The sequence below is a fragment of the Terriglobus albidus genome, assembly GCF_025685425.1.
GTDB lineage: Bacteria > Acidobacteriota > Terriglobia > Terriglobales > Acidobacteriaceae > Terriglobus > Terriglobus albidus.
Genome location: NZ_JAGTAS010000057.1, coordinates 585,299 through 607,710 on the forward strand (window position 1 = coordinate 585,299; position 22,412 = coordinate 607,710).

Annotated in this window: 17 protein-coding genes and 1 tRNA gene; 8 read left to right on the forward strand and 10 right to left on the reverse strand. The window is 56.9% G+C overall.

Annotated elements, in window-relative coordinates:
• Positions 1 to 74 precede the first annotated feature (74 nt).
• Positions 75 to 626: a hypothetical protein gene (locus OHL21_RS18875; protein WP_263418844.1), complete on the reverse strand. Its 552-nt coding sequence runs from the start codon at positions 624 to 626 to the stop codon at positions 75 to 77.
• Between the two features lie 150 nt (positions 627 to 776).
• On the opposite strand from OHL21_RS18875, the gene OHL21_RS18880 reads away from it, so the two are divergent.
• A tRNA-Met gene (locus OHL21_RS18880) sits at positions 777 to 853 on the forward strand.
• A 162-nt stretch (positions 854 to 1,015) separates the two neighbouring features.
• On the opposite strand, the gene OHL21_RS18885 is transcribed toward OHL21_RS18880, so the two are convergent.
• Both OHL21_RS18885 and OHL21_RS18890 read right to left on the reverse strand, forming a co-directional pair.
• Positions 1,016 to 1,489: a DinB family protein gene (locus tag OHL21_RS18885; protein WP_263418845.1), complete on the reverse strand. Its 474-nt coding sequence runs from the start codon at positions 1,487 to 1,489 to the stop codon at positions 1,016 to 1,018.
• A gap of 246 nt (positions 1,490 to 1,735) precedes the next feature.
• Entirely contained in the window at positions 1,736 to 2,749 is a 1,014-nt protein-coding gene (locus OHL21_RS18890) for a carboxypeptidase-like regulatory domain-containing protein (RefSeq protein ID WP_263418846.1), read from the reverse strand.
• A gap of 329 nt (positions 2,750 to 3,078) precedes the next feature.
• On the opposite strand from OHL21_RS18890, the gene agaR reads away from it, so the two are divergent.
• Positions 3,079 to 3,870, forward strand: coding sequence for a transcriptional repressor AgaR (agaR, locus tag OHL21_RS18895; RefSeq protein ID WP_263418847.1), 792 nt, complete (start codon positions 3,079 to 3,081; stop codon positions 3,868 to 3,870).
• A 125-nt stretch (positions 3,871 to 3,995) separates the two neighbouring features.
• Here agaR and OHL21_RS18900 read toward each other — a convergent pair whose 3' ends face one another.
• The 3 genes from OHL21_RS18900 to OHL21_RS18910 all read right to left on the reverse strand — a co-directional run bounded on the left by OHL21_RS18900 (position 3,996) and on the right by OHL21_RS18910 (position 7,093).
• Positions 3,996 to 5,042, reverse strand: a complete 1,047-nt coding sequence (locus OHL21_RS18900; protein WP_263418848.1) for an amidohydrolase family protein — start codon at positions 5,040 to 5,042, stop codon at positions 3,996 to 3,998.
• A gap of 63 nt (positions 5,043 to 5,105) precedes the next feature.
• Positions 5,106 to 6,044: a carbohydrate kinase family protein gene (locus OHL21_RS18905; protein ID WP_263418849.1), complete on the reverse strand. Its 939-nt coding sequence runs from the start codon at positions 6,042 to 6,044 to the stop codon at positions 5,106 to 5,108.
• Positions 6,045 to 6,046: 2 nt separating this feature from the next.
• Positions 6,047 to 7,093, reverse strand: a complete 1,047-nt coding sequence (locus OHL21_RS18910; RefSeq protein ID WP_263418850.1) for an SIS domain-containing protein — start codon at positions 7,091 to 7,093, stop codon at positions 6,047 to 6,049.
• A 189-nt stretch (positions 7,094 to 7,282) separates the two neighbouring features.
• On the opposite strand from OHL21_RS18910, the gene OHL21_RS18915 reads away from it, so the two are divergent.
• Entirely contained in the window at positions 7,283 to 8,980 is a 1,698-nt protein-coding gene (locus OHL21_RS18915) for a sugar porter family MFS transporter (protein ID WP_263418851.1), read from the forward strand.
• A gap of 508 nt (positions 8,981 to 9,488) precedes the next feature.
• A complete protein-coding gene (locus tag OHL21_RS24640; protein WP_263418852.1) occupies positions 9,489 to 10,607 on the forward strand; it encodes a hypothetical protein in 1,119 nt (372 codons plus the stop codon).
• A gap of 279 nt (positions 10,608 to 10,886) precedes the next feature.
• Here the strand turns inward: OHL21_RS24640 and OHL21_RS18925 are convergent, their stop codons facing one another.
• Both OHL21_RS18925 and OHL21_RS18930 read right to left on the reverse strand, forming a co-directional pair.
• Complete coding sequence (locus OHL21_RS18925) at positions 10,887 to 11,705, reverse strand: glycerophosphodiester phosphodiesterase (protein ID WP_263418853.1); 819 nt, start codon at positions 11,703 to 11,705, stop codon at positions 10,887 to 10,889.
• Positions 11,706 to 11,746: 41 nt separating this feature from the next.
• Positions 11,747 to 15,109, reverse strand: coding sequence for a TonB-dependent receptor (locus tag OHL21_RS18930; RefSeq protein WP_263418854.1), 3,363 nt, complete (start codon positions 15,107 to 15,109; stop codon positions 11,747 to 11,749).
• 265 nt (positions 15,110 to 15,374) lie between these two features.
• On the opposite strand from OHL21_RS18930, the gene OHL21_RS18935 reads away from it, so the two are divergent.
• From OHL21_RS18935 to OHL21_RS18950, 4 genes are all read left to right on the forward strand, one after another.
• Positions 15,375 to 16,139 carry a DeoR/GlpR family DNA-binding transcription regulator gene (locus OHL21_RS18935; RefSeq protein WP_263418855.1) on the forward strand — a complete coding sequence of 255 codons (765 nt, stop codon included), beginning with the start codon at positions 15,375 to 15,377 and terminating at the stop codon, positions 16,137 to 16,139.
• 43 nt (positions 16,140 to 16,182) lie between these two features.
• Positions 16,183 to 17,631: a GHMP family kinase ATP-binding protein gene (locus OHL21_RS18940; protein WP_263418856.1), complete on the forward strand. Its 1,449-nt coding sequence runs from the start codon at positions 16,183 to 16,185 to the stop codon at positions 17,629 to 17,631.
• Positions 17,622 to 18,554: a DMT family transporter gene (locus OHL21_RS18945; protein ID WP_263418857.1), complete on the forward strand. Its 933-nt coding sequence runs from the start codon at positions 17,622 to 17,624 to the stop codon at positions 18,552 to 18,554. Before OHL21_RS18940 ends, OHL21_RS18945 begins: the two co-directional genes overlap by 10 nt.
• Positions 18,555 to 18,631: 77 nt before the next feature.
• Entirely contained in the window at positions 18,632 to 19,153 is a 522-nt protein-coding gene (locus OHL21_RS18950; protein WP_263418858.1) for a GNAT family N-acetyltransferase, read from the forward strand.
• A 373-nt stretch (positions 19,154 to 19,526) separates the two neighbouring features.
• On the opposite strand, the gene OHL21_RS18955 is transcribed toward OHL21_RS18950, so the two are convergent.
• Both OHL21_RS18955 and OHL21_RS18960 read right to left on the reverse strand, forming a co-directional pair.
• The gene (locus tag OHL21_RS18955; protein WP_263418859.1) at positions 19,527 to 20,861 is read right to left on the reverse strand and encodes an APC family permease; all 1,335 of its coding nucleotides are present in this window, start codon (positions 20,859 to 20,861) and stop codon (positions 19,527 to 19,529) included.
• Positions 20,862 to 20,952: 91 nt separating this feature from the next.
• Positions 20,953 to 22,401, reverse strand: a complete 1,449-nt coding sequence (locus OHL21_RS18960; RefSeq protein WP_263418860.1) for a sulfatase-like hydrolase/transferase — start codon at positions 22,399 to 22,401, stop codon at positions 20,953 to 20,955.
• Positions 22,402 to 22,412: the final 11 nt, after the last annotated feature.

Genomic DNA, 22,412 nt, shown 5'->3' on the forward strand with positions numbered 1-22,412 from the left:
CAGACGCGATTTCCAAGGGAAAGTTCTGGTAGTGGTAAGTGCGCTGGCCGAAATCTTTGTAATCCTGTCCTCCCTTACTGTTTTTGGGGAGCATCTTTGTAGTCGGCTGTCAGTTTGTAGGTCCCATCCTCACCACGATGAATGAAATACTCCTGACGCCATAAATGGGAGGCCAACGAGGCTTCGCCGACAAACATAATTTCAGCAGGCTCTGCGTCCTGGCGTACCACGCGTATCGATACGACTTTCCAGCACTGGACGGGAAGGGCCTCATCCAGGCTTCCATCGAGAAAATATGCAGTTCCCTGTACAGGCGCCACATAGATACCGCAGGTATGCCGCGATATTCCAGTGCCAGCATTCGGATTGGGCACATCAAAGTCGACTGCGGCGAGCGCCAGTTCTTCTGTGCCGTGCGGACCGATCAGTTTAAATATCTGTTTGGGGTCGATATTCCTGTGGCTGGCGCCGGCCGGCATAAGTGCTGGATCAAGCTTCTTTTCAAGGGCTGCACGTTCAGCCTCCGATGGGGGCACCAGGTGGCGCCGTGATTGCGCGTGACCCGCCACACCGCATAATGCCAGCAATACCAGAGACGTCATTGCCTTATCTATCCGAATGCCCATAGACCCTCATCCAAAAAGTCAAAGCTCTCCTGTGATGGACATAGATGCTTCCTATCTGAAACAAGATGTTGGAGGTTAATGCCATTCTGCGAGGGTTCCAGTAAGAGGGGATGAAGTTGACCTAATGGCCCCCAGATGGCATCATAGGAATGCGGGGTGGAGCAGCCCGGTAGCTCGTTGGGCTCATAACCCAAAGGTCGCAGGTTCAAATCCTGCCCCCGCAACCATTCGACAATCAAGCGATCGGCAGAGCAGTATCACTAGCCACGTTTGTTAGAGCCTCCAGCATGCGCCGGAGGCTCTTGTCATTTCTGTTTACGATTTCTCAAAACCTTCAGTTAGTGGATTTGCCTGGCATATTCCATGGCTCCGAAATCCACCTAAACGATCTACTTCACCAGCACCACTTGCCCGGCATGAAACGACACGTGGTTGGTGCGACTGAGAAAGACGGCGAGACGGTTCCGCGTTGGTTCTTTGGCGAAGTCTTCCTCGGAGACTGCGGCGTGCTTCTTCAACCAGTCGTCGGCAGAAAACTTTTCGACCGCAGAGATCAGAGTAGTATTCACCTCTCCCCAGGCCGTTTTTAAGTCCGCCGCGGAGAGTGGATCAGCAAGCGAGCGATCGGGATTGGCGATGTAGACCTCATCGAGCTCGGGGTAGAGTCTCTGCCCAATACTAAGGAGCGGCAACATGCGGTCATGAACGGCCGTGAGGTGGCCGAGCAGATAAAAGAGGCGGTTTCTGTCAGGGGCAATCTGCTTCTGAAGCTGTTCGTCGTCCAGTGGAGCAAGACGTTGGTCCAGACGGCTGACAACCTGTTTCCACGAAGCTATGACAAGTTTTATAGAAAGCTCGTCCATCGTTCCTCATCCTTTTGCGGAGATACCCATTGGATGTCTTCGCCGTCGGGACGATGCCAAACGGGAGCAATGGAACACAAATTATCTTGCTGAGCTGATTCCTGTGGATGACAAAAACGGTCGCGCAAAGCGCGATACCACGCCAATCCCGTCGAACAAAGTTCCCCGGGAACCCTAACCTTCGCAATAAAACCGCGAAGAATGTGGCAACGAGCGTAGTGACTCAACCGGATTTGTCGATACAGACTAGTCCCGGTCGTGATTTCCCGAGGTGAACTTCTTCAGGACGAACTCCTGGGCAAGAGCGTTGATCATTCGTCCGCCGGCAGCCGTCAATGCCGTATTGACGACAAGGTTCGCACCGCGGTTGGATTCTGGGTAGTAGAGATTCGAGATCGCACCCGAGGCGAGATCTCCTCCGATGGAGGAGTAGTTGAACTGCCACTTCCCGTTGTCGCCCTTGCAGATAAACGGACTCGAGAGGGCATGTAGCACGCGGGACTTCCTTGTCCCGGTACCCTGGTAGAAATAACGAGGATCCTGATGCAGGAGTGATGGCAGGACCGCGCCGCCGATAAGGATGTCGGTGACACCGTCAGCATAAATAGCGCCATATCGCTGCCCGTATCCCTCGGCGCCCTGACGAAAATCAGGGCGGTCGGCGGCCTGATAGATACCCGAAACAAACCCCACCCCGGCAAACGTAACAACATCTGTAGAAGCCTTCAGCGCCAGGCGAAATTTCAGCGCACTCGTCATCGGGACCGCATTGTGATCATAGACAACGTAGAAGTTCGGGATCACGCCTAGTACGCGCTGCTTCTCTTCTTCCTTCACCTGTTGCTTCGCAAGTTCTTCGGGGAAGATCGCATTAACCTCGGTATCGATCGCTGCGACTGCGAGCTTGATCTCCGGCAGCTCCATATATTGTCCCGGCGTCAGCGTGACAGGAGCCGACGTCCAGGAAGCAAATCCATTGACCGACACGTTGAATGCCACCGCAGTCCCGGACGGCACACCCGGCAGAGAAAAGACGCCATTCCCGCCTGAAACAGCAGAAACGCCATCAACTACCGTTCCGTCGCGGACAACGGTGATCTCCGCCCCCGGAATGGCTGCGCCATCGGTATCCGTGACCACACCGGCAATCGTACCGGGCTGGGGCGCCGGGCCCTCTGGGACTGCAATCATTAGTTGTGCACGTGCGATTACCGCAGTGAAACAGAAGAACAGGACGAGCAATTGTCGCGAACGGCGCATATAGGTCTCAGAAATAGATGAGGAGAAAGCGCTGAAAGACGCGGACTTTGCGCAGTTTTATGCGTGGGATCGCTCATGACACCACAAAATAATTTGCATCCGATATCGCATGGCTTGAACGACAAGAGTTGCGATCGCCGACTAGAGCATTTTCCCTGTAGGTGTAGAGTAGGGCTTGCGCATCTATGTGTGTTTTCCGCAATGAAACGCCGCTGAACTCCTCTCGGGGTTTACCCGACAAGAGGGAAAATGCTCTAAATGCATGCCAAAACGAAGGTTTCGCCTCATAATTGAGAGTTGAATAAGATTCATCGCCCCGAGAAGGAAGAATGAGGCCAACGATTCCCGACGGAAATGAAATGCTCATCGACGAGCGCCGTCACCACATCCTCAGCAAGATGCAGCAAGAAGGACGGGTCCTGGTTTCCGAGCTTTCTGACGCACTGGGCATCTCGCGGATTACGATTCGCAAAGATCTGGACTACCTGGAATCCAAGGGCATGGTGCGTCGCACCCACGGCGGCGCCATTCCTCCGCAGGGAAGCATCCTGCAGGACCTCTCCTTTCGGGAGAAAGAAAAAAAACAGTTCAAAGAAAAGCAGCGGATTGCTAAGGCAGCCGCTGCGCTTGTGGAAGAAGGCACCTGTGTCCTTCTGGACTCCGGCACAACAACCACTGCCATCGCTCAGGAGCTGAAGCGGTTCTCGCAGTTAACAGTGATCACCAACGCAGTCAACATCGCTGCCGAACTCTCCGGAACGGACTTCGAGGTCATCATCACCGGGGGCACCCTGCGGAAGAACTCCTTCTCGCTGGTCGGCCCCCAGGCAGAAGACATGTTCCGCGAAGTGCACGCCGATATTCTCTTCCTCGGCGTAGACGGCTTCGACACAACCATCGGCGTGATGACACCCAACATGCTTGAGTCGCGGGTAAACCGCGCCATGGTCAAATGCGCTACACGCGTGGTCGCCGTTTGCGACTCTACCAAGTTCGGTCACCGCAGCCTGGCGCTGATCGTGCCTCCGACTTCGATCCATGCCGTAATTACGGACGATCAGATCCGTGATGAAGACGTGGAAGCGCTGAAGGCTTCGGGTATTGAAGTGATCATCGCCTAGGAGTAGCGACATGTCGCACAAGAGAAGAGCATCGGTAGAGAAGCAGATTCTCCGCTCAGCTTCACCCAGCCAGCAAAGCTGGCCGGGGACCCCGATCGCTACGAAATGACAAGGGCGAGCCCGGCTTATTGAGGAAACAGCTTGAGCGCGTTCTCGCGATAGACCTTCTTCAGTACATCGTCCGGTAGATAGAGTCCGTAGATGTTCCACCGTCCCTGTCGTGAAGCGTGCGAGGGATATTCGAAGTACTCGTCGTCGGTCTCCAGGAAGCGATAGTACAGCCTGTACATCTCGATCTCAGGCAGCAGATCGGTGCCGAACAAGATACGATCGGCATACTTCAGGAAAAATCTGCGCGCGGTATACGGCTGGCGCCCAAGCTCCGGCGTGCGGGCGCTGATGTCGATCATCAGGTTCGGCAGCGCGTCCATCTGTTCTGCGAGATAGGCCAGATCTTCGCCTGACTCAGCGCAGTGCGCCCCCACAAAGGTGATGGATGGATGACGAGCAATCACACGGTTTCTCTGTTCGAGCAACTCACGCTTGCTGAACGGTGAGTTGCTGAAGCCCCAGTCAGGATGAGCGGCCAGCTCTTCGTAGCGCTCGTTCTTCGCATCGATGGGATCGAAAAACGCACTCGGATCGGCGGTATGGAACATGACCGGCAAGCGAAGCTTTTCGCATTCCTCAAAGATGGGAATCAGGCGCTCGTCGTCAATCCGCAGCAGTTTGCCATCGCGGTCACGCACGGAAAGGCCAAGATCTTTCCAGAATTTGATACCGATCGCGCCGTGCTCCACCAGGCGATGCAGACGAGCGATGGAAATCTGGGAAAAATCGTCGCGATCGACACTATGCCAGTCCATCCAGCCAATACTTGCGAAACGATCGGGCGCAGCTTGGTGAAACTTGTCGAGCATGGCGATCGCACGATCACCCACCTGCATGGTGATGTTGACCACGCATTCGACCCCGCAGACATCCATGATGCGCAGAACCTCGGCGGGTTCCATAGAGTCCAGGTGATTGTGATAGTCGATGACCGGAAACTTCGGCTTCAGAGGAGTTCGTACTGGCGTCACCAGTGACGACCGCGGCTGAAACTCTCCGAGAGGAAGATCGACGCGCGTCACCGCGCTCACCATATCGACGAACTTGTCACTGCCTGCCATGCTTCCTCCGATTCTCACACTCCGTGATATGCCGCTTCTCAAGCTCCGTAAATATGCCGCCTCTCAGGCTCTGGGAATATGCTGCGCCAGAAATGCCTTCCGAAACCCCGCATCGCGAAAAGCCTCGGTTCCGCCGGGACGCTGTGTTGAAAGCGCTGCCGCGACATTACCCATTGCCGCGCAGACCGGCAACGGTTCTCCTGCCAGAAAGCCCTTCAGAAAACCTGCATTGAAGCTATCCCCTGCGCCGATCGTATCCACTGCCGCTATCGGAATCGCCGGCACATGCGAGTGCTGACTTCCCTGCCGCACCATCGCGCCCGACCGTCCCTGTTTGACGGCAACAACAGGTACGCGCCGCGCGAGACGATCGATCGCTTCTTCCAGATCATCGCAGCGAGTCATGCGGCGAGCCTCATGGTCGTTCGGCAACAGAAGATCGATGACGTCGAGCATACGGTCCAGCACCCCACCCCATTGATCGTCCGGGTCGTCGTTGGTATCGAGGGAGACCGTGCAACCTTCGGCTCGCAGCTCGCTGCAAAGCTCGGGTAGCCCGGCATGTAAACCGCGCTGCAAAAACAGAGAAGAGATATGCAGGTGTTTCGCCTGGCGAAGATAGTCCCGATCAATCTCCGCAACGGTAAGCTCCCCCATGATTCCGGGATACGTGAGGATGCGGCGCGTTGCCCCATGATGGAGCACAACCGTCACCCCGGTCTGCGACTGCGCGTTCACCACGCCGGGCGGCAGGTCGACGCCGGCTTCGTGTAACCGCTCCAGTGCAAGGACGCCCAACGGATCGCCCCCAACCTTAGTGATAAAACCTACCCGGCAACCCAGCGTGGCGAAGTTATGCGCCAGGATGGAGGAGGAGCCGCCGAGCGTCATGCGGAAGTCCTTTGCCAACACCTCTCGCTCGATAGGCAAGTCCTCCTCAAGACCGTAGAGGATCAGGTCGAGGTTGGTTTCACCGAGAACGATCAGGTCGAGTGCAGGCATTTTCAAAGAGTCACGACACGGCTTAGGTTACGCGGGTTATCGGGGTCCAGCCCCTTCTCCAGGCCGCGGTAGCTACCCAGCAACTGTCCCCACACCACATACACAATCATGCGAGCTAATTCGGGCACCGGCAGATCGAGTTCAATGATCAGGTCGGCAAACTGCCGCAGTTCCGGTGTTGCCCGGTTTACGATTGCCAACGTACGGCTGCCAAGCTCCTTCATTTCACGAAGCACCGCGGCCTCGGCCTCGAATCCCGCCTCGGAGAGAAGCGCGCCGATAACCGTATCAGGCCCGACGATGGACTTCGGTCCATGGCGAAACTCGAGCGTGTGGAAGAACTGGGCGTAACTCGATGATGACTCCATCACCTTCAACGCAGTCTCCTGCGCAATGGCGTAAAGAGGCCCCTGCCCCAGGAAGACAAAGTCGTCGACCGGAACCTTGGCGAAGGCTTCCACCTTCGGTCCATAGATCGCGAGAAGACGGTCCAGGTGATCGGGCAGTACGCGCAGAGCGGAGAGGAAGGCTTCGTCGCCGGCCAGAACTGCCGCCAGATATTGCAGGCCAAGCACCATCGAGGTAAAGGAACCGGTCATCACCGTGCTCTCTTCCGCCACCGGAAACTTCAGCACGCGCGGTGTCATCTGTTCCAATTCGCGACCGTCGCACGTTACAGCAAGAAAATCGACGCCTTTGCTCTGTAACAGAGCAGCAACCTGCAATACTTCAGAGGTATGACCCGAGCGTGAGATCAAAATGGGGAAATAACGGGAGGCATCCTGCGGCAACGTCAGCGCTGGAAAGAGCAGAATCTCAGAAGCCGGCACCGCCCGCGCTGGAACACCGAGCAACGAGGTCACACTTGCGGCAGCGGCCTGGGCCAGATAGAAGCTGGTTCCACAGCCGACAAAGACCCATTCCTTCTTCTCCGGCTCACACCCCTGCACCAACACACGCAGATCTGCGGCAGCCAGGGCCTGCAGGCAGTCGCGCCACACTTTTGGCTGGCGATAGATTTCAGTAAGTGTTTGAATCGTGAACTGCATGCAAAGGAACTCCTCCAGAACAACGGGCCAGCACCAACGGTACGGCAAACTGGCCAGATACTCCAACGATGCTAGCATCGAAAGAAACATTAAGAAATAAAACGAAACAAAAAGCCTACCGTTCAGAGATTCATGAGAGTAGCGCGCAACCAGACAACATTTTGTTCAATTACGTCAGCCGGAGATTCTATGGGTCGTTCTAATTCCACGACAGTTTTTTACACCTATCTTTTGTTGTCTGTTGCCGGCCTGGGCGGGCTTCTGTACGGCATCGATGTTGGCATCATCTCGGGCGCCTTGTTGTACCTGGAAAAGACGGTAGACCTCACTGTTAGCCAAACTTCCATCCTGGTAGCTGCCGTCCTTGGCGGAAGCACGTTGTCCTCTTTGATCGCCGGCTTCATGGCTGACTGGTTCGGCCGAAAAAAGATGATCATCGTCAGCGGCGTGCTCTTTGTTCTGAGCATCGTCCTGATCGTCTTATCGCAGGGCTTCTGGTCGCTGCTCTTCGGCCGCATTCTGCAGGGCCTCAGTGGCGGCATCATCGGAGTGGTGATTCCGTTGCACCTGGCCGAGAGCCTTCCCCCCTCCACACGCGGACGTGGTTCGGCCATCTTTCAGTTCCTGCTGACTCTCGGGATCGTTGTGGCGGCCGGCATCGGCGTGTACTACAGCCGTGGTGCTGAACAGCTTATCGCTGCAGCCAATGGCAACGCCTCCATCGTTCACGCGGCGCAGGACCATGCCTGGCGCGGCATGTTCCTCTCCGTCATTTATCCCGGTTCTCTCTTCCTGCTGAGCACCTTCTTCGTCAGCGAGTCACCGCGCTGGCTGCACACCCGCGGCCGCCGCGAGGAGGCACGGACAGCGTTGGAAAAGATCGTCTCTCCCGCAGAAGCAGAGCGCGAATTGCAAGAGATGGACTCGGTGGTGGCGCCGCAGTCTGGGTCGTCGTCCAAACCTGCCTTCGCCGGATCCTTGCTGCAACGGCGATACATCGTTCCGTTTGTCCTTGCCTGTGTCATTCTCGGCTGTAACCAGGGGACCGGCATCAACTCCGTGCTTGGATATCTCTCGGTCATCCTGAAGCAGGCGGGAATGTCAGCCACTGAAGCCACACGTGGCGATTTCGCGGTAAAGCTGCTCAACTGCCTGACAACCGTAATTGCCGTAGCGCTGGTAGACCGGAAGGGCCGCAAGTTCCTGCTAATGCTTGGAACCGGTTGCATTGTTATAGCGCTGGGTGTCGGCGGTGTGCTATTCCGGAGCTCCGAGGCGAAGCGCATTGAAGTCGCCGACCAGGTGCGTCCGCTCGTGCAGGGCAACCATCTCAGCGTCACCCCCGAGTTCGTCCGCAATCAAGGCGGAGATAGCAGTCTGACGGTGCTCTACAACTACGGTGACGGCGAGAAGATCGCCACCCTGAGCGCAAACGACAAGGAGGCGCTCCAGGTCGCGCCCGAAAAAGCTAAGCCGGATGCACCGCTGACGATCACCCGCGCCTTCGTCGCTCCCCTACCCTCGCGCCAGACCGCATGGTTGATCGCCCTCAGCCTGGCATTCTTTATCGCCGGCTACGCCGTCGGGCCGGGAGTCGTCGTTTGGCTGGCTCTGTCCGAACTGATGCCGACCCGGATTCGCTCCGTCGGTATGGGCATTGCACTTCTCATCAACCAGGGCGTCTCCACTACGATTGCTGGCGTCTTCCTGCCGGTCGTCTCCTCACATGGCTATGCGGCCATGTTCTTCTTCTGGGCGGCGTGCAGCCTGGTCTACTTCCTGACTGCCACCTTCTTCCTGCCGGAGACAAAGGGGCGGACTCTCGAAGAGATCGAGGCCATCTTTGCCGGAGAGAAGCACGCCGAACTGCCGGAGACAGCCCGATAACCACAACTGCGTTTCAGAACGGAGAAGGGCCGGCATCTTGCCGCCCTTCTTCTTAAGCAAACAGTTGTGACCAGCATCACAGATCGAAGAGCCGGGACTCGATACAGTACCTCCATCGATGGTCGAAAAGGGATTGCGGGTGCAACACCTAAGCGACCCCGAAATAGACCGAGTGAACCGTCAGCCGGGGCAACCTGGAGGACGACCAGACCCGAAAAAATCGACCGCATCCGCGAGATGCCGTCGAGGCCTGGAACTATGAAAATAGTGCTCACCCAAGGGCTGCGATGGCAGTGATCCACCTTGACTGACTCGGTGAACACAAGCCAACCAAACGGATGACTGCCTTCCGTCGCAGCCCTTTTCTCTTGTGGGCTGGTTTCACACATTGCCACCAGATCAAACCTGGGATTCTAACTTCACACCCAATTCAGCGATAGCTGCTCTATGCTATCGAAGCGCTGTCCTGTGCGGTTCCATCGCAGGCTGCTGGAAGGGGCGAAGCTGCATGCCTGAAATCAGCACCCAAAACGCGCCAGACCTGGAGCCCTCACTGACTGGCACGCTGCTGCTGCTGGTGCAGTTCGACATCTGCGATGAGATTCAGATCGATTCGTTAGCCCAGACTCTCGGCATCCCAACAGTTTCGCAGTCCGGTCTGCGTCAATCCTCACCGGTTTATGGGAGATACGAGAGACCTCCCCTCGTCGAACCATTCGAGGATGTGCTGTTCCCGGGCGAAGGAAAGCTCAGCGGTGAGGTCAAGTACTACGACTACGGTGTCCTCAGCGTCCTGATTCACCTGCCCTTCAGTGGTGACTGGTCCTCACTTATCAGACAAACCGCCCACTGGATGTGGGAGGTAGATCTTGCTGCACATGCCGAGCGCATTGTGCATGAGAAGATCGCTCGCGCGACACCCTGCATGATCAAGGCATACAAACGTTACCTGAGTGAAGAGTACGTCATCTTTCATACCAGGACTATCTCCGGAATCCGGAACGCGGCGCAGATGCTCTCACAACATGGTCCACGGATCGCCCAGGTCGTACGCGGCGACAGCGGTGAGCTTTCCGAAGGCGAAATCACTGAGGTCTTGCGATCGCAGATCTCCTACTACGCCACCGATCTGGCCGTGATTGGCTGGAATGCAGCATTCGTCTACGACACAACAGCAGAGGCGAAGGAAGCGGTTCAACTACTGGAATATGCCAACTCCCAGTTACTTGAGCTTCGCTACTACGATGAGTTGCTCACGCAGGAGTTGGCAGAGGTTTATAAACAGCTTGAGAGAAAAACCGGAACCTTCGCGCGATGGAGAATGGCTGGTTCCGCCACAAGGCTGCAAACAACGCTACTAGAGGTCTCCGAACTGACCGAACGCGTCGATAACGCCATCAAGTTTCTCAGCGACATGTTTGCCGCACGTCTGTATCGATTGGCTGCCACGAGGGTTGGCGTCTCCGACTATCGGAACATCGTCACAGCGAAGATCCATGTCGCGGAGGATCTCTACCAGTTCATGGTGGATCAGTTCAATCAGAGCCGAGCTTTCCTGCTGGAACTGACGGTTGTCATCATTCTGGTCGTAGAGCTGATCTATCTCTTCCGTGGAAAAGGCTTCTGACGCGATTGTCCATGCGGCCAGACACTGCGAAGTGAGATGAGATAGCAGATTGAAGCCCTTACTTTTTTATCATTTCGGAGCGAGCAGGGTCCCCAGCCAGCTTGCTGATTGGGGTAAAAGCGTAGCGAAGAAAATCTGCTTCGCTACCGATACTCTTCTGGGCCGGTGAAACGATAGCCGCCTAACGCAATGCCCATTCTTCGCGGTTGACCGCGAAGAATGGGCAGCAAAGAAGATTGCTTCGTTAGCACTGCAAAGCCCACAACGTGCCGCTACGCCCTAGTGCGTTGCAAGTTTGTGCTGGCGCAGCCAATCGGCCAGCTCCGCCGGGCGATTTGTCTGGATCCCTGCTGCACCCTGATCGATCGCCTTCTGCCATACCTCCGGCGTATCCGCATCGCCCAACCGATCCACGAAGATGCTGGCATGTGCTGCCTTTGCGCAGTCGATCACCGGCTCCTTGAAATCATTGGCGTCGAAGGCAATGACCTGCGGCTGCAAACCACGGACAAGGAACTTGCAGATATCCGGCGTAATGGCCTCCGGCATGACTTTCAGCGAAGGACGAACCTTCCGCACGTCATACAGGAAAAACGGATTGCCGTAGATCACGACGTGATCCTGCATGTCATGTTTCACGATGGTATCTACAAGTTGCTGCGGATCGGCATACTTGGTATCGACATAGATGTTGATCTTCCCGTGAGCCAGATCAAGGGCTTCTTCGAATGTCGGCACCTTTGTCCCAGCAAACGCAGGTGAAAACTTTGAGCCCGCGTCCAGGGCGCGGATCTCGTCGAAGGTATGTTTGTGTACCTCGCCCGCTCCGTTGGTAGTGCGATCAAGCGTGCTGTCGTGCATGAGCACCAGTTTGCCGTCTGAGGTGGTGCGAACGTCCAGCTCAAAATAGTCCGCACCCACATCGATAGCGGCTTGAAACGCAGCCAACGTATTTTCGGGATGAAGCAGGTGTTCCCCGCGATGAGCGATCACCCGTATCTTGCCATCACTCTCCAGCGGCTGCCATGCGGTTTGAGCCACAGCGATACCGCTGAGAGAGATACAGCAGAGAAGAAGCTTTCCTAATGATGTATGCATCGTTCTTACACAATCCTTTTTCATAACTGATGTTGTCTTCCTTAGAAGCGCAGGCGGCCGACGATCAGCAGCGAACGTGGATCCTGTGCTCCTGTTACCTGACCGAAGTTCGCGTTGCTGATGTTGGTGCCGAGTCCAGAGAACTGCGGATGGTTGAAGGCGTTATGCGCGTCCACGCGAACCGCGAACACCACACGCTCACGTAAAGGAATCTCCCGCATTACGCTGAGGTCCCATACATTCTGGCCCGGACCATAGAGTGCCGCCCGCGGCGAGTTGCCCAGAGTATTTGGTGGAGTGATGGCAAAGGCAGACGTATTGAACCACTTCTGAACAGTGCGCGAACCTCGCGAGATGTTGGGATCTCCGACCTTGGTGACATACTGGGCACCCGAGAAGATACCCAACTGGTTTGCCTGCGTGATGAAGTACGGATAACCCTTCTGAAACTGAGCCACCGTGCTTACCTTCCAGTGACCGATTACCTGTGATAACACCGGGATATTCTGCAGGTACTTCCCTCCCGCGCCCACGGGAAACGCGTAGACCGCAGACAGCGAGAAGCGTTGAGGGATATTGTTCATGGCCGTTCCCCACTGCGCCCGCAGGTTGTAATAGTTCTGTACTCCCACGGCATTCGCACGCGAAGGTCCGTCCACGTCATCCAGCGAACGCGCCCAGGTATAAGCGGCGCGCACAGAGACACCGTTGTTCCAGCGATGGCTCAGCGTCGCATACATCGCGGCATAGGAGGTGGCGCCTCCATTCTTCAGCGCCGTTACCGTCAGGAACTGCGGGTAGGGACGCAGGCTCTGCGCTGTGCTCAAACCGAAGCAGCAGTTTGCAGACGGCTGAATTTGGTTGATAGGCACGCTGATCGGCAGATGCACGCCGTGATTGCCGGCATAGTCGACCTCCGCAATCCACTCATGCCCCAGGTCATGCTCGACACCGAACTGCCACTGCTGCAGATAAGGCAGCACAGCCGTCTGAGGCAGTTGTGTCGGGCTGAAGGACGGCTTGGTGAGGCTGGTTGGAATCAGCGGATTTCCATTCGCATCCGCATTCGGACTATAAGGAGGAACACCCTGGCTCAATTGGAAGGGTGCGGTAACACCCGGGTTGGAGCTCTGGAAGCTGACCGCAACCGTCGAAGCCGAAGTAAGTCCTGCCGTGCCGTAACCGATGCTGGGCAGTTGATAGATACCGTATCCGCCACGAACCACGGTCTTATGGAAGAGCCGGTAGTTGAAGCCGGCACGCGGCAGAATGCCCGTATAGATATTCGGAATCAGGCTGTGGGGAGCGCCGTTATATCCCGCGAACTGGATACCGCCGAGCTTATTGGTCGTGGGATCGGTGATGTTCGGGTTGAACGTATACATGTTGTTGTGCTTCTCGGAGAACGGACCGTCGAACTCATAACGAAGACCGAGGTTGATGGTCAGCTTCTCTGAGAGCCGGTAGTCGTCCTGGATATAGGCGGCGAAGTAGTTGAGATTCTCGTGGAAGATCGTGTTGGTGGTGCTGATGCTTGCGCTTGCCGGCAGACCGAGTTCCAGATCCGTAATCCCCAGACCCGACTGGCCATTCGCGGTGCTAAAGGTTCCTGTGAATCCATAGCTGCCGGAGAGCACTCCGGGCGTGTAGTAGCTATAGGCGTAGCGCATGACCTCGCCGCCGATGGAGAGTGTGTGACGGCCAAGCTGCAGCGCCACCGCGTCGTTCACAATAATGTGACCGTCCCTGGTCTTGGCATACGAACCCGCGCCGAAGCTGGCGAACTGTGTCGTGGAGATGCTGGGAAACTGGGTCAGCGGCACGCCCTTCAGACCGATCTCGGCAGGCGCCGGCTGCGGCCGGCTGAAGTTCTCTTCCGAGACGTAGCCAATACGAGCCTCGTTCGAGATACGCGGAGAGAAGATATGGCTCCAGGACATCTCGTAATGATCGTCAACCCATCCATTGATCGCTGAAGTATTCGCCGCATTCGGAATGAACTGAACCGGCTGGTTGGTTGGACCGTCACGCGAAAACTTCGCCCAGATGTGGTCATAGTCCGAGTAGTTGAAGTCGACACGATCCGCGTTGTAGAGATAGCTGCTGTGCGCCACCGGGTTGACGCAGTAGTTGTTGGTCACAGCGCCAACGGTATAGCTGCAGTTCGGCTGAGGGAAGAAGGAGAGAATGCTCATGCCCACCGGGTCAAGCCGGTTGGTTGGAATGATGTTGCCCTTGAACGCAGTCCTGCTGATCTTGCCGTTGGTGACAACCGTCGTATTCGGGTCGTAAATGGTCGGTGTAGCGCCGCCCAACGCGGAAGGCCCAGAGAAATCACCATTGCGTTCTGCCGCGGTAGGCACGTTGGTATTCAACGTACTGGCTGCGTTGTTCAGCGTGTTTTCCCAGTCCGTAAAGAAGTAGAACCGATGCTTGCGTCCGTCAAAGACCTTCGGAATCCATACCGGTCCGCCGAGCGAGCCGCCGAAGTAGTTGAATGACTGCGCCGGAATCACCGCGTTTGGAGCCGTGAAGTATCCGCGCGCATTCAATGCCTGCGAGCTATAGGACTCAAAGGCCGAACCATGAAACTTGTCCGTCCCTGACTTCGTGGTGGTAAGAATAGCGCCGCCGCCCGTCTGGCCATACTGTGCTGAGAACGGAGACGTCAGTACCTGCAGCTCTTCCGTTGAGTCAGGAGTAGGAATCAGACCGTAGGTGCCATCCACTCCCATGTTGCTGGGCAAGCCATCGATGATGATGGGATTCGAGACCGGCCGGCCGCCGCCCAGCGAAAGATTATTCACGTTGGAGTAATTCTGGCTGGTACTTGAGGCGCCCGCGAAGGTCTTGGTAATCAGAAACTCATTCGCGCCCTTGCTGCCCGTCGCCTCCGGTAGATCGACCAGCTCCTGTCCGCTCAGTTCGCCGCCGATCTGTGCATTCACAGTGTTCAGCGTATTCGCGTCGCCGGTTACCGTCACCACTTCAGAGGTGGCTCCCGGCTTGAGTACGGTGTCAACGACAAGTTCCTGGTTCAAGACAAGGTTCTGTGCGTTCGTCACATACTGGGCAAAGCCGCTCCTCTCGAAACGGACGGTATAGCTGCCCGGCTTCAGGAAGGAGACACGATAGGCTCCAGACTTATTCGTTACCGTTCTGTAGTCGGTCGCCGTGCTGTTCTCATGGACAGTAACGGCAACATCAGGAATCAGGGCTCCATCCGCATCTTTAACAAGACCGCTGATTGAGGCATAGAAGGTCTGGGCAAAGACAGGTCCACTCAGCAAGAGCGTGCAACACAGCGCCACAGAGGCGAGAAGCATCCCCGGTCTCCTGCCGCCCTCTCGGGAGCGGTGGTGCAGGCGGGTGAGTACATGGGAGAAAAAGATGGTGCGGTTCATAAAGTCTCCAAAACTTTCGGTGTTCGTCATCGCAGGCGAAACGTGGAGAAGATCCCGCTGCTCTCGAAGACGCGGGAAGATTCAGGGTCGATGAGGGGAACAGTAACGAGAAGTTGTTAATAGGCGACAAAATAATCCCAAAATATGTGAATTATTTTCACAACTCAGGCCAACACAACTGCTGCGGAGCCCTGCTTGCCTTTTGCATCCAACCGCATAGATCGCGGTATAATCATGCGAATTCCTACAGGATTGCCGGACCGGAATGAGCGAAACCGCTGAACATTCAAGACTTGATTCGATCATCCAGTTGTTAAAAATGAACACATCGGCGTCCATCGCTGAGATCGCGGAGACGGTTCACGTCTCGCAGATGACCGTACGCCGCGACCTGCAAAAGCTGGTCGAGGCGGGACAGGTCATTCGCATTCCGGGCGGGGCGCGCATCGAGCACTGGCGTGGAGCCGAGCGTAGCTTTTTCGAGCGCCTGGAGAAGATGTCGCCCGCCAAGCGCAGCATTGGTGCGGCAGCGGCGGCCATGGTCCGCGACGGAGAATCCGTGGTGCTGGATTCCGGAACGACAACGCTCCACGTTGCGCGCGAGTTGCGTGCACGCCGGAATGTCGTGGTCTTCACCTTTTCCCTGGCAGTGCTGGAGGAACTCACCTCCGCCGAGGGCATCCGGGTAGAACTCACCGGAGGTGTCTACCGTTCCAGCAGCCATGACCTCATTGGCCATGCGGTAGCCAAAAGCCTCACCTCGATCTTTGCCGACACGGTGATCTTCGGCGCCGCGGCCGTCTCATTCAGTCGAGGCATCATGGTCCACGATCCCGATGCGCAGCATGAGCTGTTACAGGCCGGCAAACGCAAGATCCTGGTCGTTGACAGCAGCAAGATCGGAACCGAGGCGACCTATCGCCTCTGCGGGATCGAGGATTGCGATCTGATTCTTACCGACAAGGGAATTTCGCCGGAGGATCTGGCGCGCCTGGGACAGATGACGAAGGTTCAGGTGGCAACGCCCTAAATATTAACGTTCCTTGTACAGCCGTTCGGTAGCCTGTGGCAGAATGCCATCGCTAATCAGCAGCGAACCGGAATCACACGGCGTCGAAGAACAAGTCACGGCGGCACTTGCGGCGGTGCACGGCTTCTTCATCCCCGAAGATTCCATCATGCTTGCGCGTGCTCCCGGACGACTGGATGTGATGGGTGGCAACGTCGACTACACCGGCGGCGCTGTCCTGCAGGGATTATTGCGGGAAGCGGTATGGGCAGCCTGCCAGTCTCGCTCTGACGACACCGTGCGTGTGCTCAATCCGGGCGCCTCCTGCTACGGCTGGACGACAAGCTTCGAGGTCAGTCTGAGCGCGCTGCGCGATGAGGATGCGATACAGACGATATGCAACGCAGAGGAAGGCAGCTTCTGGGGACGTTACGTTCTTGGAGCCGTCTACTTCGTCATTAGTCAATTCGAGGGCACTGGAACAAAAGGCCTCAACCTGTTCCTCCACTCCGACCTTCCTCCCAACAAGGGCGTCAGTTCTTCGGCAGCGTTGACCATCGCCGCACTCAAAGCCATATCTGCCGCCTGGGAGATTCCACTGAGCGGTGTTGCCCTGGCAATCGCGGGGCAATGGGTTGAGAACGTCGTGGCCGGAGCCGCATGCGGCATCATGGACCAGGCCGCGATTGTGCTGGGCAAAGACAGCCATCTCCTGCCTCTGCTCTGCCAACCGTGCCTTCCCTCCCCTGCCATCGCTCTGCCTGACGACCTTTGTATTTGGGGTATCGACTCGCTGGCGCCCCGTTCCACCACAGACACGGCATATGCAACTGCGCGCGCTGCGGCATTCATGGGATACCGCATGCTCTGCGAGAAGGAAGAACTTACAGTCATCGCTGATAAAAGCTCAGGCATTCCACGCTGGGTGGATGCGCGGTGGAACGGCTACCTTTCCAATCTGCCTCATCCGGAGTTTCGTTTACGTTACGAGTACTGGCTCCCCGAAAGGCTAACGGGCAGCGAGTTCATTGAGCGTTATGGAGAACACCTGGATCCATTCACGACGATTGAGCCTTCACGCGAGTATCCCGTGCGCGCAGCCGTCCGCTATGCCACAGAAGAGAACTTTCGCGTACGGATGGTGAGCTCGTTGCTGGAAGCCACCTCCTGGGATGCATCGGAGAGCTGCCTCCGCTTGATCGGCAAGATCCTCTACCAGTCACACCACGCCTACACAGAATGCGGGCTCGGATCGAGAAAGTGTGACGATCTCGTGGAGCGCGCGCTGAAAGCGGGTTTCCCGGGCGCGAAGATGACTGGCGGAGGCGCTGGAGGCGTTGTGGCAATTCTGGGCCGCGCATCGGACCGCCCAATACTTCTCAGACTCGCGGAAGAGTATGCCCTCGACTGCGGCGCGGCTCCGCACCTATTTGAGGGCAGCTCTGACGGGGCAGATACCTTCGGCATACGTACGCTGCAGTTCAAAGCCGGCGAGGGATGGGTGTGTTTCTAATACGCAGTTTCGGCCGAGGCCAATTTCTCGGCGCCATCCTGATGCTGCTAATCGCCAATCTCCTGTGGGCCGGCCAGGGAGTCGCCGTCAAACTACTCTCCGGCAGGCTCGGGCCTTTGGCAATCGCACTCTTTCCGCTCTACGGCATTACCCTTCTCGGATCAGGGTTGCTTGCCATCCATGGCAATCTCACGGAACGGTTTCGTGCTGCCTGGAGATATCGCCGCGAGTTCTTTCTTGCAGGCATCTGCGGACAACTGATGGCACAGGTCGGCATGACGCTCGGCGTCAGCTGGTCTACGGCCTCCAACGGCGCGATCCTGAGTCTGCTGATTCCGATCTTCGGCGCCATCATTGCCGTCTGGCTGCTGCGTGAGCGGCTGTCGCTACTTCGTGTAAGCGCTCTGCTGATGGGATTTGCCGGAGTCATCCTGCTATCACCGATTCACCGCGCCACCAGCCCCGGCACCCGCGTTCACGAGATCGCCGGCAACTGGCTGATCGCCATCGGATGCTTCGGTTCCGCGTTTTACAACGTGTATTCCAAGCGCCTGCTCGAGCACTTCAACGGACTCGAAACCCTGTTCTTCAGCTACCTGTCCACGACGGTCTTCAGCCTGCCCATACTCTTCCTGCTGGAACCGGACTGCGTACGGAATCTGTCTCGGCTGACCATGACACAGTGGAGTGCATTCAGCTATCTCGCCATCTTGCTCTACGGCGTTTCGATGGTGCTCTTCCTCCGCGCTATTGAATCGGTGGATACCATCCTCGCCTCCGCCTCGCTCTACCTGATGCCGATCTTCGGCGTAGCTCTGGCCTTCACTATCCTCAGAGAACGTATCGCTCCACACGCCCTGCTCGGCTCGGGAATCGTGCTCTTTGCCACGCTGATCCTCTTCCGCTACGACTACGCACTCTAGGGACCCCCAGAGTGGGGATTGTTAATAATTAACATCCTTCCACCCAAGAGACGGAAAGACGTCTATGCTCTTATTTTGTGAAGGCTAAACGGTCATACCCCGAAACGGATAACTCTCTTTTGCTACCAAAAGAGGGCGGGGAGGGTGTTAATTATTTTCGGAGGGAGAGGGGACGCTTCGTTATCTCTACCGACCCCAACTCTCTTGACCCCGAAGCGGTCTATGGATTTCTCGCCGAAGCCAAATGGTGGTCAAATCTCACTCCGGAATCAATGCACCGCGCGCTGCGTCACTCAATCTGCTTTTCGTTATTGGAAGAAGGCCGTCAGATCGGTCTTGCGCGCATCATCACCGATTACGTGACCTACGCCTATCTCTGCGATGTGTTCATCGTCGAAGAACGCCGCCGGCAGGGCTTTGGAACCTGGTTGATCCGCTCTGTCCTTGAACACCCTGACCTGAAATCGTTGAAGCGGATCTCTCTCATCACCCACGATGCGCAGAGCTTCTATCTCGGCCTCGACTTCCACTTCGCAGCTCATCCCGACTGGTATATGGAACGTTATCTGGACAAGGTCTATCAGCCGTTCGAACTCTGATCACGGTCACGTGCCGATAAATGCGATAGAGCCCATGCATCGGGAGCCCCGTGTCCGGGGTCCCCAAGGGACATGGGCCGGGCTTTATTCTCCCAGGCGGAATTCTTCGGATGGCACGCACATGGCTTCTACGGCATAGCGACGAATTTCGCCTTGCATCGAGAGGTAGAAATATAGAGCGGGCCTTCAGCCCTCGATGGTTCAATGTTGCCCGAAACCTGGGGCTTTGCCCCAGGCCTGGGTATAGAGCGCGCCTTCAGCGCTTCTCTTGCCCGGGTGCCCCACCCTCGCAACGCGAGGGTGGGGCAAGGGACACCCACAAATTCCCCACAGGGCACAGAACGATCTAATTTGTCGATACGCCTTAAGATACTCAGGCCTCGATTGTTATGCCCGGTTTCCTCTGAACAACCCAGAGCAGAATGCCTGCTAGCGCCCATGCCGTGCCCGCCGCCAGTGCGAGACGTCCGAGGTTTCCCCAGAGAAACATGCAGGTGATGAGTCCGCCCAGAGACAGCAGCATGGGAAACCATTGATGCAGCTTGCCATGACGCCAGCCGTAAAGGATAGAAGAGAGGTTCACTCCTGCAAAGGCAAGCAGCGCCCCATAGTTCAAGAGCTCTGTCCCAAGCTGATAGCTGAAGCAGAGCGCACCAACCAAGCAGATAACGCCGATAAGCAACACATTATTTCTCGGAATGCGGTTACGGGAGTCGACTGCAGCAAAAAACCGATGCGGTAGAGCGCCATCCTGCCCCATGGCATAGAGGAGCCGTGCCGCCCCAAGCTGTGAGGCCATGCCCGATCCCATGTTCGCGAGAAGTAGAGCTCCATTCACGATGAAGAAGAGCAGCGGTCCTCCGGCACGACCGGAGACGTAGACATACGCCGTATCGAGATCGGGAAACGCCTGGCCACGCGGCCAGATGATCTGCGCGGCGTACACCTCGATGGCAGCAAGAATTCCTGTGATGAAACAGGTGAAGACGATGGCGCGCGGAATACTGCGTGCTGGGTCTTTGGCTTCATCGGTCAATGTAGAAATGCCGTCGAAGCCGATATACGTCAGCACCGCAATCGAGGTGCCGCGCAACAGGCCGTCCATACGGAAGGTTCCAGGGTCATAGAAGGGCTGAAGAAATGCTCCCAGTGGGAGGTGTGCTTGCATGGCGATCCAACGAACAGCGGCGGCCAGGACAAGCACGATGACGGCGCCCAGCAGCGCCGCGACAAGGGCGTTGATGCGAGCCGAGGTCTCTACTCCATTGCAGTTCAGAGCGGTGAAGAGGATGACGAAGAAGACTACAAAGACGACGTAAGGAATGCCGTGAATAAAGTTCATCGCTGCACGGCTACACCAGATGACACAGATCAGTGGATTGAGGATGTAGTCCATCACCAGGCACCAGCCGGTCAGATAACCAAGGCTGGGATGAATCTCCTTACCGACATAGAGAAACGCCGAACCACCGTGCGGATGAGCGCGGGCCATACGGCCATAACTGACGGCAGTCAGCAGCATGGCGATCATGGCAAGCAGAATTGCCGTAACAGCGTGACCATGCGTCTGCTGATAGATGATGCCGAACGACGGCATTGGCGCTGTAGGCTGAATGAGCACCAGACCGTACAGCACCAGATCACGGAAGCGCAAAGCGCGCTTAAGTCCAGGTGCAGCAGTCTGGTTCGCGGTAAGTGTGTCTGCCATGTGGTCTCAGTATCCCGTATCCGCAGTGGCAGATTCGATAGGGCGGATGGCCTACCCAGAACACGCTGGATAGGCCTTCGCCACAGTCTCTTTACGGATAGAGAGTCGCCGGCTTGATCTCCGGCGAGCCTTCCCCGGCGTACTCAAGCAGCTTCTGCAGCTCCGCTCTAAGCTCCTTCGCCTTCTCTACATATTCCTTGCGGCCTGAGAGATTGACGAGCTCGTGCGGGTCATTGCGCTGGTCATAGAGCTGCCACTCAAGGTAGGTGGGGCTTTCAGACTTCTTTGCTCCAGAGATATCCGCGACACAGTAGGTCCAATCCGGCGTGCGGATCGCGCGGGCGGTCATCGACTCGCTGATCTGGACCAGTTCCTTATTCGGCCAGGCCTCGCGTGCTGCCGTGTCATTCAACAGCGGCAGGAAGCTGCGGCCCTTCCAGGAGGACGGCGCCGGCACGCCCACAGCTTCAAGCAGCGTGGGTGCGATGTTGATGATTCCGGTAAGCTCCGGAATCTGTTGTGCCCCGTTGAAACCCGGGCCGTCAATGATGAGTGGAATACGGATCGAGCTGTTGTGCGTGGACCGTTTGTACTCCTGATTGCGGGTCATGAAGTGGCAACCATGGTCGCTCATAAAGACGAAGATCGTGTTGTCAGCCTGGCTCGTCTCCTGCAGCACCTTGCGCAGACGGCCAACGGAGGCATCGATGCTTTCGCAGGCGCCGTAATAGTCAGGTAGTTGCTGGTGCCAGTCACCGGGGAAAGCGCGAAGATCGGGTGGCACATGGGCATTGATGAACCGCTCTGCCGATCCCTTCGGACCGACCATGCGATTCTCGTCGTTCTGCTGATGCGGCTCAAGCTGCGAGACGAAGAGGAAGAAGGGTTTGTCATGTTTCTGCCGAAGGAAGCGCTCTGCGCGGTCCGTCAGAAAATCGACACGGTACTGGTTCTCGAACTTGATCTCCTTCCCGTCACCGTCAAAGAGTGAGCCGTAGTACGGGTGCGACGTGTGCTCCAGAGCGTTAGCGCCCTCCCACAGATCAAGGAAACCGCCGCGATACTCCGGCGGAACATAACCGGGGCCACCGCCCTGCGCTGCGGCTGCGGGCGAGAGATGCCACTTTCCGATCAGATTGGAGGTATAGCCGGCTTTGCGCAACTCTCCGGCGAGTGTGGGCAGCTCCGACTTCAGGCCGGGGCCGTTGCGCCACACACCGGTCTCGGTAGCGTAGCGGCTGGTCATCAGCACAGAACGCGCCGGTGCGCATACGGGCTGATTGGTCACGGCGTGGGTAAAGTTCTTGCCGCGCCGCGCCATGGCGTCAAGATTCGGTGTGCGGGTGGAGCTGTTGGCTCCATTCACGCCGACAAAATCCCAGCGGAACTGATCGGAGAGATAGACGATGATGTTCGGCTTCGACTTCGCAGCCGAACTCGTAGTGCGCTGTCCCTGAGCTTCGGTGACAGAGGCAGCCGAGCTGAGGACCGCGCCACCGGCGGCAGCAGAGGTGTTGCGGAGGAATTGGCGACGATTCATGCGACTTTCTT